Source organism: Promicromonospora sp. NPDC023987 (assembly GCF_040639055.1).
GTDB lineage: Bacteria > Actinomycetota > Actinomycetes > Actinomycetales > Cellulomonadaceae > Promicromonospora.
On sequence record NZ_JBEZZF010000009.1, the window covers coordinates 88,197 to 102,050 of the forward strand.

General features: G+C 70.5%; 11 protein-coding genes and 1 riboswitch. Of the genes, 7 read left to right on the plus strand and 4 right to left on the minus strand.

All coding sequences use genetic code 11. The annotated features are described in order from the left end of the window. The first annotated feature begins 60 nt into the window (after positions 1 to 60). A complete protein-coding gene (locus AB0F40_RS06810; RefSeq protein WP_357465364.1) occupies positions 61 to 486 on the plus strand; it encodes a (deoxy)nucleoside triphosphate pyrophosphohydrolase in 426 nt (141 codons plus the stop codon). A gap of 18 nt (positions 487 to 504) precedes the next feature. Here AB0F40_RS06810 and AB0F40_RS06815 read toward each other — a convergent pair whose 3' ends face one another. Further along, a complete protein-coding gene (locus AB0F40_RS06815) occupies positions 505 to 1,326 on the minus strand; it encodes a 2-phosphosulfolactate phosphatase (protein ID WP_357465365.1) in 822 nt (273 codons plus the stop codon). A 155-nt stretch (positions 1,327 to 1,481) separates the two neighbouring features. Here AB0F40_RS06815 and AB0F40_RS06820 point away from each other — a divergent pair, with 155 nt between their 5' ends. The 6 genes from AB0F40_RS06820 (at position 1,482) to AB0F40_RS06845 (ending at position 9,815) form a co-directional block, all read left to right on the plus strand. Further along, entirely contained in the window at positions 1,482 to 5,162 is a 3,681-nt protein-coding gene (locus AB0F40_RS06820; protein WP_357465366.1) for a phosphodiester glycosidase family protein, read from the plus strand. After that, positions 5,159 to 5,377 (plus strand): hypothetical protein, encoded by a 219-nt coding sequence (locus tag AB0F40_RS06825; protein WP_253874006.1) that lies wholly within the window; start codon positions 5,159 to 5,161, stop codon positions 5,375 to 5,377. The genes AB0F40_RS06820 and AB0F40_RS06825 overlap by 4 nt, the downstream gene beginning before the upstream one ends. Before the next feature lie 202 nt (positions 5,378 to 5,579). Continuing rightward, entirely contained in the window at positions 5,580 to 6,824 is a 1,245-nt protein-coding gene (locus AB0F40_RS06830) for an extracellular solute-binding protein (RefSeq protein WP_357465367.1), read from the plus strand. Positions 6,825 to 6,869: 45 nt separating this feature from the next. Continuing rightward, positions 6,870 to 7,745, plus strand: coding sequence for a sugar ABC transporter permease (locus tag AB0F40_RS06835; protein WP_357465368.1), 876 nt, complete (start codon positions 6,870 to 6,872; stop codon positions 7,743 to 7,745). Then, positions 7,745 to 8,668 (plus strand): carbohydrate ABC transporter permease, encoded by a 924-nt coding sequence (locus AB0F40_RS06840; RefSeq protein ID WP_357465369.1) that lies wholly within the window; start codon positions 7,745 to 7,747, stop codon positions 8,666 to 8,668. The genes AB0F40_RS06835 and AB0F40_RS06840 overlap by 1 nt, the downstream gene beginning before the upstream one ends. A gap of 82 nt (positions 8,669 to 8,750) precedes the next feature. After that, positions 8,751 to 8,866: riboswitch (SAM riboswitch) on the plus strand. Between the two features lie 4 nt (positions 8,867 to 8,870). After that, complete coding sequence (locus tag AB0F40_RS06845; RefSeq protein ID WP_357465370.1) at positions 8,871 to 9,815, plus strand: methylenetetrahydrofolate reductase; 945 nt, start codon at positions 8,871 to 8,873, stop codon at positions 9,813 to 9,815. A gap of 111 nt (positions 9,816 to 9,926) precedes the next feature. Here the strand turns inward: AB0F40_RS06845 and AB0F40_RS06850 are convergent, their stop codons facing one another. The 3 genes from AB0F40_RS06850 to AB0F40_RS06860 all read right to left on the minus strand — a co-directional run bounded on the left by AB0F40_RS06850 (position 9,927) and on the right by AB0F40_RS06860 (position 13,764). Next, positions 9,927 to 10,571 (minus strand): lysophospholipid acyltransferase family protein, encoded by a 645-nt coding sequence (locus tag AB0F40_RS06850; RefSeq protein ID WP_357465371.1) that lies wholly within the window; start codon positions 10,569 to 10,571, stop codon positions 9,927 to 9,929. A gap of 151 nt (positions 10,572 to 10,722) precedes the next feature. Beyond that, complete coding sequence (locus AB0F40_RS06855; protein WP_357465372.1) at positions 10,723 to 12,597, minus strand: sugar-binding domain-containing protein; 1,875 nt, start codon at positions 12,595 to 12,597, stop codon at positions 10,723 to 10,725. Positions 12,598 to 12,726: 129 nt separating this feature from the next. Further along, positions 12,727 to 13,764: a LacI family DNA-binding transcriptional regulator gene (locus tag AB0F40_RS06860; protein WP_357465373.1), complete on the minus strand. Its 1,038-nt coding sequence runs from the start codon at positions 13,762 to 13,764 to the stop codon at positions 12,727 to 12,729. Between the last annotated feature and the right edge of the window lie 90 nt (positions 13,765 to 13,854).

Here is a 13,854-nt window from a genome sequence, read left to right on the forward strand (position 1 = left end):
TGCCGTCGTCGTTCTGTGTCGGTCGCCGGGTGTCGGTCGCCGGGTGGAAGACTGCTCGGCATGCAGGAGACCCTCATCGACGTGGTCGCCGCGGTGATCGTGGACGACCTGGACCATCCCACCCGGCTGCTCGCCGCCCGCCGCTCGGCCCCGGCGGCGCTCGCCGGTCGGTGGGAGTTCCCGGGCGGCAAGGTGGAGCCGGGCGAGGAACATCTGGCGGCGCTGCGTCGTGAGCTCGTCGAGGAGCTCGGCGTGACGGTGGCCGTCGGTGCCGAGCTACCAGGGCCCGACGGCGGCGCGTGGCCGATCACCACCAAGCACCGGATGCGCGTGTGGTTCACGCGGTTGCGGCAGGGTGTTCCCGAACCGCTGGAGGACCACGACGAGCTGCGCTGGCTGACGGCGGCCGAGCTGGACGACGTGCCGTGGCTGGACGGTGACGTCCAGATCGTGACGGCACTGGCCCAGCGCCTCTCGCCGAGCTAGCTCTGCCTCGCCAGGCGGTCAGCGCACGCCCGTGGGAACGCCCCTGCGGTTGCGAGCCGCGGCGACCCGGTGACCGAGGGGCACGAACGCGCCGTCCATCAGCACCGGCACCACGTCTGTCACGTCCACCTCGGTGGCGATCGTGACATCGTCGGCGAACCCGGAATCGAGCAGCTCGCGACCGCTCGCGGTGCCACCGACGGAGTCCACGGTGTCCCGGGTGCCCTTCCACAGGGTGATGGTCGCCGCGGTCTCGGGGGAGAGGCTGACGGTGGGCAGCATCGCGGTGAGCCGCGCCGCGATGGCTCCGACGGCGAGGTAGTCCTCGAGGGCGGGACGCAACGTGTCGTCGGGCCAGCGCTCGCCCACGGGGACGAGCACGACGTCGTGCTTGTCGGACGCGTCCAGGTGTGCCGCGGCAAGGCCGGCCACGGCCTTCGCGTTGCGCAGGCTGCCCGCGACGATGAGGGCGCCGCGGTTGGCGATGGTGTGGCAGATCTGGGCGGCGCTGGGCGACGGGATCACGAGGCGTTCGGCGTCGAGGTCCTGCAGGGACGCAGGGGAGATGCTGATGCCGTCCTCCCACCGCGGGCCGGCGAGAGCTGCGCGCATCGTGCGCGCGAGGCGGGCCGCCCCGGCGGGGTCGTGGTACGGGAACGGATAGACCCCGGCACCCTGCTCGCACGCGACGGTGACCGTTGTGGAGAAGGTCAGCACGTCCACGACGACCACGAGCGTCGAGCGCGCATCCGTAGCGGTCAGGGCGAGCGCGCCGGAGATACCCCAGTCCGTGCGCACACGGGCGGGTCGCTGGTCGAAGGCGGGGGACGTGTTTGCCACGATCGCATCGTAGTGTCACCCGAACTCGCCCATGTTTCGCGCTCAGCGAACATCATTGCGGTTCCTTCACTATTCACACCCCCGCCGCCGGGTCATAACCTCGCCGCGCAACGCTGCCGCAGCACGCTCCCCCCGAGCCCCCAGAAGGAACAAGCATGCGACGAGTGCTGCCCACGGCGTCGGCGACGACGCTGCGCAGAACCTTGACCAACGCGCTGACCAGCGTAATCACCATGGCTCTGCTCGTTGCGCCGGCAGTCGATGCCGCTGCCGCACCGGGTCCCGGCCCCGAGGACGTACCCCGCAGCGGCACCGCGCTGACGGCTCCGACACCGTTTGCGAGAGGTCCGCTGCACACCGGCCGGGCCGTCAAAATTTCGCAAGATGTCACCCATCTCCCACTCGACGACGAAGGTAATGCCATCGTCACGCGTCGGGACGAACAGCGCATCGCACCCGGGCTGGAGCTCACGCGGTTCGCGCGGATGAGCGCGGACGGCTGGCTCAGCGGCGAGGTGCTGGTCGCGGATCTCGGCCCGTCAGGAGCCGGAGCAGCGCGGCCGGGAAAGGTGCGGGTCGGCTATGTCGGCCCCGACCACGTGGCGGGCAACGCCACCGTCTCCGAGATGGCCGCCTCCCGCGGCGCGATCGCCGCGGTGAACGGCGACTACTTCGACATCAACAACTCGGGTGCGGCGCTCGGCGCGGCCGTCGACGACGGCACGCTGCTCAAGTCCGCGTCACCCGGCCGGGAGCGCTCGGTCGTGTTCGGGTCCGCCGCTTCTTCGACGGACTCAGGGCAGCGCGGCGTGGGACGGCTCGCGCAGCTCTTTCTCGAGGGCTCCGTGAGCTGGGAGGTCTCGACAGGCTCGACCGGCGGCGGCTCGACCGGCGGCGGCTCGACGGAACAGGTGCCGGTCAGCGGCCTCAACGTGACCGCGCTGCCCGCCGGCGGTGTCGCCGTGTACGACGCCGGCTGGGGCACCTTCACCCGGACACGCCCGTTGGCCGCGGGGGAGCAGGGCGTCGAGGTGACGGTCGATGCCGAGGGAACCGTCACCGCCGTCGGCCAGCCGGGCGACGGGCAGCTGCCGGACGGGACGCGCGCCATCGTGGCGCGGCCCGGCGCCGCGGCCGAGGCGCTTGCGAGCCTGAGGCCGGGCGACCACGTCGACCTCACCTACGGCCTGCGGGAGGACGCGGGCGACGTCGCGGTCGCCATCGGCGGCGGACCTGAGGACCCGCTCCTGGAGGACGGCGAGGTCACGTCCGCCACGGGCGACCACGTCGAGCTGCGGCACCCGCGCACCGCCGTCGGCTTCGACGAGACCGGCAACCGTGCGTACTTCGTGGTGGTCGACGGCCGCCAGTCCCACAGCGCCGGCATGAACCTCTACGAGCTGGGCGAGCTCATGGCGCAGCTCGGCGCCGACGACGCGATCAACCTCGACGGCGGAGGCTCGTCCGAGATGGTCGCCCGCATGCCCGGCGACACGAACACCACGATCCTGAACAGCCCGTCCGACGGCTACGAGCGCTCCGACGCGAACGGCCTCGGCCTGTTCGTGCCGGCCGGATCGGGCCGCGTCGCGGCGTTCGACGTACGGACCACGGTCCCCGCGGCCGACGCCGACCGGGTCTTCCCCAGTCTGCACCGCACCCTGGTCGGCAAGGGGTACGACGACGCCATGGGCCCGGTCGACGCCGGGCCGTCCTCGTGGCGCACGCGCAACGGGTCGGTCGCGTCGGTGCGTGACGGTGTGGTGACCGGCCGGAAGCCCGGCAGCACGGTCGTCACGGCCGCCTCCCTCGGCCGTTCCGGCCTCGCCACCGGCACCACGGAGATCGAGGTGCTCGGAGAACTGGTCCGGACCGGCGTGGAGACCCCGGTCATCGCGCTGGACGACGCCGAGGCGACCGCGCCGCTGGTGCTGACCGGCTACGACGCCCGGGGCTTCGCCGCGCCGATCGAGGCGCGAGACGTCACGGTCTCGGTGGCCGAGCCTGCTGAGACCCCCGTTGCCGAGCTCGTGCCCGTGGCCGACGGGTCCTTCGAGGTCCGCGCGCTCGCGCCGGTCGGCGGCACCACCTTCGAGCTGTCGGTGGCAGGCCCGGACGGAGAGGACCTGACGACCGAGGTCGCGGTGACCGTCAGCCTGGAGGAGGACGTGGTCGCGGACTTCGCCGACGCCGCCTCCTGGACGTCGGCGCACGCCCGAGCACCCGGCGGCTCGGTGACCCCGGTCGACGGGTACGACGGTGCGGCCGGCCTGCGGATGACGTACGACTTCACGCAGTCCACGGCGACGCGCGGCCAGTACGCGGTGCTGCCGGAGACCGGGGCGGGCGGACGTGAGCTGCCCGGCTCACCCCGCGCGGTCAGCATGTGGGTGGACGGCGACGGCAACGGGGCCTGGCTGCGGCTGCAGGTGCGCCAGGGCGACGGTGTGGTCACGCAGCTCGACGGTCCGGAGGTCACCTGGACCGGATGGCGCCAGGTCACCTTCCCGGTGCCCGACGGCGTCGCGTTCCCCCTGCGGCTGCAGCGGATCCGCGCCCTGGAGACGACGGCGGGCGAGCAGTACTCCGGCGGCCTGAGGTTCTCCCGGGTCGCCGCGCAGGTCCCGCCCGCCGTGGACGCCCCGGAGACACCCCGGGTCGAGGACCCGACGGTGGCCGCCGACGGCGCCACCGATGGGGCCCCGCTGCGGGTGGCTGTGCTGTCGGACGCCCAGTTCGTGGCACGCGACCCCGAGTCCGGGGCGGTGGCCGGCGCACGCGACGCCCTTCGCGAGATCGTCGCCGACGACCCGGACCTCCTGGTCATCAACGGCGACCTGGTCGACGAGGCCGCGCCGGAGGACTTCGACCTCGCCCGGCGCATCCTCACCGAGGAGCTCGCCGGTGCGGACTTCCCCTGGTACTACGTGCCCGGCAACCACGAGATCATGGGGGGTTCGATCACGAACTTCGAGGAGGAGTTCGGTGACCGGACCCGGGTGCTCGACGTGCCGACGCCGGGCCGGGTCTCGACAGGCTCGACCACCGGTGGGACCACGCGGCTGGTCATGCTCGACTCGTCGGCCGGCCGCCTGGGCGCCGACTTCGCGCAGGTGCAGATGCTGCGTGACGCCCTGGACGACGCCGCCACGGACCGCTCGGTCACCGGCGTCGTGGTGTTCGCCCACCATCCGCTGGACGACCCGCTGCCGACCAAGGCCAGCCAGCTCACCGATCGCCTCGAGGCCGACACGCTGCGCGGCTGGTTCGAGGACTTCCGGGAGACGACCGGCAAGTCGATCGCCGCGGTGGGCTCGCACGTCGGCGTCTTCCACGCGAGCACACAGGATGGCGTCCCCTACCTGATCAACGGCAACTCCGGCAAGAGTCCGGCGAGCACGCCGTCCGACGGCGGTTTCACCGGCTGGTCGATGCTGGGTCTCCGTCCGGCGTCGGGCGTCCGGGCACCGGGACAGTGGCTGAGCTGGGAGGTCAACACGCGCGCCGAGCAGGTCACGGTCTCCGGCCCCCGGTCGCTCGACGTCGGTGAGTCGGCGGGCGTGCGCGCCGTCGTCGCGCAGGACGGGACGCGTGAGGTGCCGGTCGCGTGGCCGGTGTCTTCGGCCTGGGGTGGCGAGCGGGTGTGCACCACGGAGCGGAGCGGCCGCGCCGCTCTGCGCGGCTGCCCGCGCGGCGCGGTGTTCGCGCTCGACCCGGACACGCACGAGCTGACGGCGCTGCGGGCCGGTGAGGCCGTCGTGACCGTCACGGTCAACGGGCTGGTCGGCGAGCTGGCCGTCAGTGCACGCCGAGAGGGCGGTAGATTTGCCTCATGAGTGATTTCGAGGTGGCCCGTAGGCAGAAGCAGGAGCCCACGGCGACTCTGTTGGTCCGGGTGCTCGGGTGCTTCGCACTGTTCATCGGTGGGTTCGCGCTGATGGCCATCGGTTCCATCGGCGCCGACGCGTCGTCGCCGTATCTGTTCGTCGGCGGCATCCTCGTCGTCGGCCTGTCGTTCGGCCTGCCGATGATCGGCGCCACCGAACGCTGAGCGGCCTCGCCGACCAGTTTCCAGACGTCCCGTAGAAGGGCCGCAGCCGCGCGCTGCGGCCCTTTTTGGTGCCGTTTTTCCGGTTCTCGCGGTGGCCTCGCAGCACCATGTCACCCCTGGGTCACAGGTTTGTTAGAACTGTTGACAGATTCGGGAGCAGGTGCAAACGTGACCTGCACCACCACGAAGGAGAGGGACGGTAATGGCTCAGTACAAGAGGCTCGGCGGGATCATGGCGATCACGCTTGCCGCGACAACGGGACTGACGGCCTGCGGGTTCGGCGGGTCGAGCGGTGAAGAGAGCGGCGACGGAGCCACCCTCGACCTGCTCGTCCCCAGCTACTCCGACGCGACCCAGGGTCTCTGGGAAGACGTGATCACCGGCTTCGAAGAAGCGAACCCGGACGTCAACGTCAACCTCCAGGTCGAGTCGTGGGACAACCTCGAGTCCGTCATCGCGACGAAGATCCAGGGCGGCGACGCGCCGGACATCTACAACGGCGGCCCGTTCGCCGGCTTCGCCGCCGAAGAGCTGCTGTACCCGGTCGAGGACGTCACCTCCGACGAGACCTACGCCGACTTCCAGCCCACGTTCCTGGAGAACGCCCAGGTGGACGGCACCACCTACGGCCTGCCGTGGATCGCGTCGTCCCGTGCGCTGTTCGTCAACGACGCGCTCCTCGAGGAGGCGGGCGCCGAGGTCCCCGCCACCTGGGACGAGCTGCTCGAGTCGGCCAAGAAGGTCTCGGAGCTCGGCGGCGGTGTGGCCGGCTACGGCATGCCGCTCGGCTCCGAGGAGGCGCAGGCCGAGGCAGCTGTGTGGCTGTGGGGCGGCGGCGGAACGTTCGGCGACGCCGAGCAGATCACCATCGACACCCCCGAGAACCTCGTGGGCGCCGAGTTCGCCAAGAAGATGATCGACGAGGGTGCGACGCAGGCCGACGCCGGTGCGTCCGACCGCAGCCCGCTCTTCGACATCTTCGTCCAGGGCAAGATCGGCATGCAGGTCGGCCTGCCGCCGAGCGTCGGCCAGATCGAGTCCGACAACCCGGAGCTCGAGTACTCGATCCACCCGATCCCCACCAAGGACGGCAGCCCGTTCACGCTGGGCGTGGCCGACCACCTCATGGCGTTCCAGAACGACGGTGACAAGCAGGAGGCCATCACCGCCTTCTTCGACTACCTGTACTCGGCCGACGTCTACGTCCCGTGGGTCGAGGCGGAGGGCTTCCTCCCCACCACGCTGTCCGGCTCGGAGCCGCTGGCCGACGACGAGGCGCTCGCCCCGTTCCTCGAGGGTCTGCCGGACGCGCAGTTCTACCCGAGCACCAACCCGGACTGGAACGCCACGGACTCCGCGTTCAAGGCGCTGTTCGGAAAGCTCGCCGGCGACTCCTCGGCGAAGGACACCCTCGCCGAGATCCAGGCGCAGGTCGACGCGGGCTGATGCTCGCCGCACACGCAACGCTGAACTGAAAGCGCGGGGAGCCTCGTGAAGGACCTGTTGAAGGCCCTGCCGTGGATCGGGCCCGCGGTCGCACTCATCGCGGCCGTGGTCCTGTTCCCGGTGGGCGTCATGTTTTGGAACTCGACGCGCGACATCAGCCAGAGCGGGCTGGACGACGGGGGTGTAGGTCTCGCGAACTTCGCGACGGTGGTCGGCTTCCAGTACTTCTGGCCGATCCTCGGACGCACCGTCGTGTGGGTGGTCGGCGTCGTCGGCATCACCCTGGTGGGGTCGCTCGCCCTCGCCGCGCTGCTGAACAAGTCGTTCCCAGGGCGTCGTCTGGTGCGCATGGCCGTCATCGTGCCGTGGGCGTCGAGCGTCGTGATGACGACGATGGTGGTGCACTACGGCCTCGAGCCGTACTTCGGCATCATCAACTCGTTCCTGGTGGACGTCGGGCTCATCGCGTCGCCCGAGGGCTACGGCTGGACCCGGCACCCGGTCACGGCGTTCGCGTGGGCCATGGTGGTAGCGATCTTCGTGTCGCTGCCGTTTACCACCTACACGATCCTCGCCGGGCTGCAGTCCGTCCCTGGCGAGACCGTCGAGGCGGCGCGCATCGACGGCGCGGGGGGCCTGCGTACGTACTTCAGCGTGGTGCTGCCCCAGCTGCGGGGCGCGGTGTCGGTGGCGGTGCTGATCAACATCATCAACGTGTTCAACTCGCTGCCGATCCTGCGGGTCATGACGGGATCCATCCCGGGCTACAGCGCCGACACCATCATGACCATGATCTTCAAGTATCTGCAGAACCAGCGGCAGATCGACCTCGCCAGTGCACTCTCCGTGATCGCGTTCTTCGTGGTCATCGTCATCGTGGCCGTGTACGTGCGGGTCGTCCGCCCCCTCAAGGAGGTCTGATGACTGCGATCGCCGAATCGGGGACGGCCCCGCGACTGGCGACCCGTCCGCCGTCGGACAACCGGCGGCGGGTGCGGAAGTACACCGCTGACCAGGTGCCCATCGGGTCCGTCCTGCTCCGCATGTTCACCGGGCTCGTCGTGGTCGTGGTGTTCCTGCTGCCGTACCTGATCATGTTCTTCGGCTCGGTGAAGACGAAGGCCGAGATCAGGTCGGTCGATCCCACCTACTTCCCCACGGAGTGGCACTGGGAGAACTACGTCACGATGTGGTCGACGCCCGAGACCCCGCTGGCGCAGAACGTGATCTCGACCCTGGTGATCTCGCTGTGCGCCACGCTGCTCGTGCTCGCGGTCGCGCTGCCTGCCGCGTACTACACGGCGAGGTTCCGGTTCCGGGGGCGGCTCGTCTTCCTGTTCCTCGTGATCGTCACCCAGATGATCCAGCCGGCGGTGCTCACCTCCGGCCTGTTCCGCGAGTTCATCGCCATCGGGATCATCGACACGTGGGCGGCCATGATCCTGGTCAACGCGGCGTTCAACCTCTCGTTCGCGGTCTGGATCATGCACAGCTTCTTCGCGGCGATCCCCAAGGAGGTCGACGAGGCGGCACAGATCGACGGCGCCGGCACCTTCGCCGTCCTGACGAAGATCAACCTCCCGCTCGTCTGGCCGGGCATAGTGACAGCAGTCATCTTCACGTTCGTCGCGTCCTGGAACGAGTTCGCGGCCTCGCTGGTGCTGCTGTCGACGCCGGGCAACCAGCCGCTGTCGGTGGCGCTCACCAAGTTCGTCGGCCAGTACGAGACCTCGTGGCACTACGTGTTCGGGGTATCGATCGTGGCGATCGTCCCGGTGATCATCCTGTTCATGGCTATCGAGAAGCGGCTGGTGGGCGGCCTGATGGCGGGGTCGGTGAAGTAGCGCAGGTGCACGATGGAGCAGGGCGTCTCGACCGCCGGACAAAATCTGTCCCAGTGCTGGACAATCGCTTAGCATGGTGGCGATCCCATCCAGAGCGGTCGAGAGTCCTGGCTCCCTGACACCGCAGCAACCTGCAGACTTCCTGCCCCGCAGCCGTGGCGCGTGGACGTAAGGTGCTCACGCCAGGTTCGATGGAGCAACCATGGTTGTCGAGGCATACCCCCACCGCCCCACGGTGTCGTTCGAGCTGATGCCACCGCGTCGGCCCGAGGCTGCGCCCAACTTCTGGGAGACGGCGCAGCGGCTCGTGGCGGCACGGCCGGACTTCGTCTCCGTGACCTACGGCGCCGCGGGGGGCGACCGGGCGACGTCCCGCGAGGTGCTCGCCACCCTGCTCCGTGGTACGCCGGTGCTCCCGGTGGCCCACCTGACCTGCGTTGGTGCGTCCCGCGAGGACGTGTCCGAGGTGATCGACGAGTTCCTCGAGGCAGGCGTGCGGTCCTTCCTCGCCCTGCGTGGGGACCCGCCGCGCGACGAGCCCGACTGGCGTCCGTCGCCGGACGGGGTGCGCTCCAGCGTCGACCTGGTCCGGCTGCTCACGCAGGTGGACCAGCGGCGCGTCGCCGCCGACGCCAGCGCCGCCCTGCGGGCCGCCACCCGCCCGCTCACCATCGCCGTGGCGACGTTCCCCGACGGCAACCCCGGAGCCGGCACCACCCGCGACCAGGAGGTGCGGCGACTGCTGGAGAAGCAGGAGGCCGGCGCGAGCTTCGCGATCACCCAGTTCTTCTACCGGGCGGAGTCCTACACGGGGTTCCTCGACGCGGCACGTTCGGCGGGCGTCACCATTCCGATCCTCGCCGGGATCCTGCCCACCACCGAGGCCCGCCGGCTGCGCCGCGTCGAGGAGCTCACGGGAGTGGCCGCGCCGACAGCCCTCCTGCGTGATCTCGACAGGCTCACGGCGCCCGATGGCGCGGTCGACCCCGAGGCACAGCACGAGCACGGCCTCCAGTACTCGGCGGCGCTCGCCCGCGAGGTGCTCGACGCCGGAGCACCCGGCGTGCACGTCTACACGTTCAACAAGCACCGGCCGGCGCTCGACCTGCTCGAACGCGTAGGTCTGACGGGCCGCGCGGCGGCGTGACCGGTTGGTCGGTTCGGCTGGTTTGGTCGGCTGGCTCGACCGGCTCGGCGGGCCACGGGCCACGCTGGGCACGCCGACAAGAAGTCCGCAGCCGGACGCGTCGGCACAGGGTCAGGTGTCGGCGCGCTCCTGGCCGCTCATCGCCTGGATGGACTGCATCACCTGCTCGGTGAGTTCGCGCCGCGCCTGCGCGGGCTTGGTGCCGGCCGCGATCTGGCGTGACGGGTCGATCGGCACGCCGAAGTGCAGTTCGACCCGGGCGAACCGCGGCATCTTGCCGATGGGCTTCACCTTGTCCGTCCCGAGCAGCGCCACCGGGACGACCGGGGCCTTGCCGGTCAGCGCCAGCCACGCGACGCCGGTGTGGCCCTTGTGCAGCTTGCCGTCGCGCGAGCGCGTGCCCTCGGGGTAGATGCCGAACGCACCGCCCCGCTGCAGCACCGCCAGCGCGTCCTCGAGGGAGCGCTGCCCGGCCCGCGGGTCGTCCCGCTGCACCGGGATGTCGCCCATCTTGGTGAAGAACCAGCGGGAGAGGCGCCCCTTGATGCCCTTGCCCGTCCAGTACTCCGCCTTGGCCAGGAACGCGACGTGACGTGGCGCCATGATCGGGATGAGCAGCGAGTCGATGAACGACAGGTGGTTGCTCGCCAGGATCACGGCGCCGCGCTTCGGGATGTTCTGCAGGCCAGTGACGCGCGGGCGCAGAAGCACGAGCACGAGGATCGAGAGGATGAGCTTGAGGAACCGGTACGTCACCGGCCTATTGTGCACCCCTCAAGCGCCCCTGTGGACGGGGTGATATGTGGTGAAAAAGACTAAAGAGACTGCAAGGGCCCACGCGACCGCGAGCTGTCCGACGGACAGGTCACCCGGGTGACCTGTCCGCCTGACAGCTCGCGGTGCGGCGTCAGGACGTCTCGTCGCTGCCCTTCTCGAAGGCTGCGGGACGCACCTGGACGGCGCGGACCCGGTCGACGTCGAGCTTCTCGCTGCGGTCGAACCGGTACACGCCGTTCTCCTCCTGGAAGACGTCCGTGAGCTGCGTGTAGCAGTAGCCGAACATCAGCGGGTCGTCCAGGAGCGCGTCGGTGAGGCCGGCGAACCGAGCGTGGAACTCCTCCTCGTCCCGGACCCGCTGGCCGTAGCCCCACGAGTCCGGCGAGCTGCCCGAGGCGTCGGCCGCCGTCTCGGGGTTCCACCAGATGCCGCCGTACTCGCTGACGAAGTAGGGCTGCCCGCCGTACGGCTGGGAGATCGGCGTGCCATTGTCCCGATCGTTCCCGTAGGGCTTCCCGTCGGCGAGGCCGCCCACCAGCTCCGCGAACTTCGCCGGGTCCTGCTCGTACAGGTGCGAGTCCCAGACGTCCGTCTCGAGCACCCGGTGCGAGTAGCCGCTGGCGTCCAGCACCGGCCGTGAGGGGTCGGCCACCTTGGTGGCGAGCCACATGCTGCGGGTGACGTCGTCCAGCTGCGTGATGCGGTCGTGCAGGTCCTGGTGAGTCTCGTTGAGCGGGCACCACCCGATGATCGACGGGTGCGAGTGGTCACGCTGCAGCGCCTCCATCCACTCGGCGACGAACGACGTCGTCGGCCGCTGGCCGTCCGCAGGCGTGCCGTAGCCGCTGACGCCCCAGTCGCCGAACTCGCCCCACACGAGGTAGCCGAGCCGGTCGGCGTGGAACAGGTAGCGCTCCTCGAAGACCTTCTGGTGCAGTCGGGCGCCGTTGAAGCCGGCCTCGAGGCCGAGCACGATGTCGCGCTCGAGCGCAGCGTCCGACGGCGCGGTCATGAGCGACTCGGGCCAGTAGCCCTGGTCCAGGACGAGCCGCTGGAAGACCGGCTCGCCGTTGATCCGGATCGCCTTGCCGTCGATCGACACCGAGCGCAGGCCCGCGTAGGAGCGCACGGAGTCGACGACGGTGCCGTCGGCGTCGTGCAGCTCGATGTCCACGCCGTACAGGTGCGGATCCCCAGGGCCCCAGGTGCGCAGGCGCTCCGCGGGGACGACGACGCGCAGCGCCGGCGCCAGGTCCAGGTCGGCGCGTGCCGTGGCGGTCGCGACCGTACCGTCGGCGTCGGTCACGGTGACCGTCACCGTGTGGCCGCGCCGGTTCGCGGACAGCGGCACCACGACGTCGAACGCCGAGCTGGACAGGTCCGGCGTGATCCGCGGGCGCCGCAGGTGCGCCGCGGGCACCGGCTCCAGCCACACGGTCTGCCAGATGCCCGTCGTGCGGGTGTAGTTGCACTCGAAGTTCGCGTAGCGGTTGCTCTGCTTGCCGCGGGCCTGCGGCTCGTGCCGGGTGTCCCTGGCGCGCACGACGACGGTGACCGTGTCGCCGGGGGCCGCGATCCCGTGCAAGTCGGCCGTGAAGGGGGTGAACCCTCCGCGGTGCCGCACGACCTCCGTGCCCTCCACCCACACCGTGGTGTCGTGGTCCACGGCGCCGAAGTGCAGCAGGATGTGCGGGTCGTCACCGACGGCGGACCACTCCGCGGGGACGGTGACCTCGCGGCGGTACCAGACGGCCTCGAGGAAGTCGGTGTTCTCGATGCCGGAGAGCTCCGACTCGGGTGCGAACGGTACGACTATCTCGCTCTGGAGCGGCCGCTGGACCAGTCCGCGCTCGAGCCCGGAGTCGCCCGAGTCGATCTCGAACTGCCAGGTGCCGTTGAGGTTGAGCCAGCGGTCCCTGGCCATCTGCGGGCGGGGGTACTCGGGGCGCGGCACGGCGGTGGCCGTTGGAGCGCCCGCGGGCGAGAAGCGGTCGAGGAAGGTCATCAGCTGCTCCATTGCGTCTACGACATGTGCGCGGCGATTCAACACGTCTTCCGATGGGAATGCAACGTTGTATCACCTGGAGACGCCTCAGTGTCCCGCCGCGGGGCACCGGTTTGGCGTCGCGGGGGCTCAGGCCCGGGTGCTCTCCCGGACCAGCAGGCGGTGGGGCATGACGGCGTCGACCGGCTCGATCGACGAGTCCTCGAGCTGGGCGAGGACCCGGTCCACCGCCGTCTCCGCGATCGCTCGTAGGTCGGGCGCGACAGTGGTGAGCGACGGGTTCGAGAAGCGACCGTCCTCCGTGTTGTCCCAACCCGTCACGGCGAGATCCTCGGGGACGCGCACCCCGTTGCGGCGCAGCGCGTACAGCGCTCCCAGCGCGAGCTCGTCGTTGGCGCACACGAGCCCGTCGATCTGGCCGATGCGCGGCAGCACCGCCTCGACCGACGCCGCACCGGAGCTCCGCGAGAACTCCGCCGCACCGAGCACCCAGCGCTCGTCGACCTCGATCCCGGCCGCCGCGTGCGCCTCGCGGAACCCCTGGACGCGCGGGGCGCCGGTGCGGGCGACGCCCCGCGGCTCGTCGCCGAGGAACGCGAGCCTGCGCCGCCCGGACACCAGCAGGTGTTCCGTGACCTGCGCCGCCGCGCGGACGTTGTCGATGCTCACGTGGTCGGTGCGGCGTTCGCGCGCCGGGTCCTGGTCGGCGCGCTCACCGAGCAGGACCAGGGGCACGCTGCCCCGCACCTCGTCGATCTCGGCCGGAAAGAGCTCCAGCGGCGAGAAGATGATCCCGTCGATCGACTGCACGTCGAAGCCCCGCGCGACCTCGAGCTCGGTCTCGCGCGTGGACCGGGTCTCCTCGATGAGCACCCGGTAGCCGCGTGAGTTGCCGACGTCGATCATCTGGTGGGCAAGCACCGAGAAGTACGGTGACTGCACCCACGGCACGGCGAGCGCGAGCGTGTTGGTGCGGCCTCGCCGCAGCTGCCGCCCGGCGAGGTTGGGCCGGTAGCCCAGCTCGGCGATCACCGCCTCCACCCGCGCCCTGGTCACGTCACCGACCCGGCCGGTCTCGTTGACAACGTTGGAGACGGTCTTCCAGGAGACCCCTGCCGCCGCAGCGACCTCCTTGATACCGACTCGACGGCCCGCTTGTTCCGACAACCCTTCACTTCCTTCCGCACCATTGCCCCTTGACGGGACGCCCGGCCTAGTCCATCGTGATCCAACGTTGGAGCGCAACGTTGCACCATT

Excerpts from the sequence above, each read along its gene's own strand:
- AB0F40_RS06830 (WP_357465367.1), top strand. The coding sequence starts at position 5,580 with ATGGCTCAGTACAAGAGGCTCGGCGGGATCATGGCGATCACGCTTGCC.
- AB0F40_RS06855 (WP_357465372.1), bottom strand. The coding sequence starts at position 12,597 with ATGACCTTCCTCGACCGCTTCTCGCCCGCGGGCGCTCCAACGGCCACC.
- AB0F40_RS06845 (WP_357465370.1), top strand. The coding sequence starts at position 8,871 with ATGGTTGTCGAGGCATACCCCCACCGCCCCACGGTGTCGTTCGAGCTG.
- AB0F40_RS06820 (WP_357465366.1), top strand. The coding sequence starts at position 1,482 with ATGCGACGAGTGCTGCCCACGGCGTCGGCGACGACGCTGCGCAGAACC.
- AB0F40_RS06810 (WP_357465364.1), top strand. The coding sequence starts at position 61 with ATGCAGGAGACCCTCATCGACGTGGTCGCCGCGGTGATCGTGGACGAC.
- AB0F40_RS06825 (WP_253874006.1), top strand. The coding sequence starts at position 5,159 with ATGAGTGATTTCGAGGTGGCCCGTAGGCAGAAGCAGGAGCCCACGGCG.
- AB0F40_RS06840 (WP_357465369.1), top strand. The coding sequence starts at position 7,745 with ATGACTGCGATCGCCGAATCGGGGACGGCCCCGCGACTGGCGACCCGT.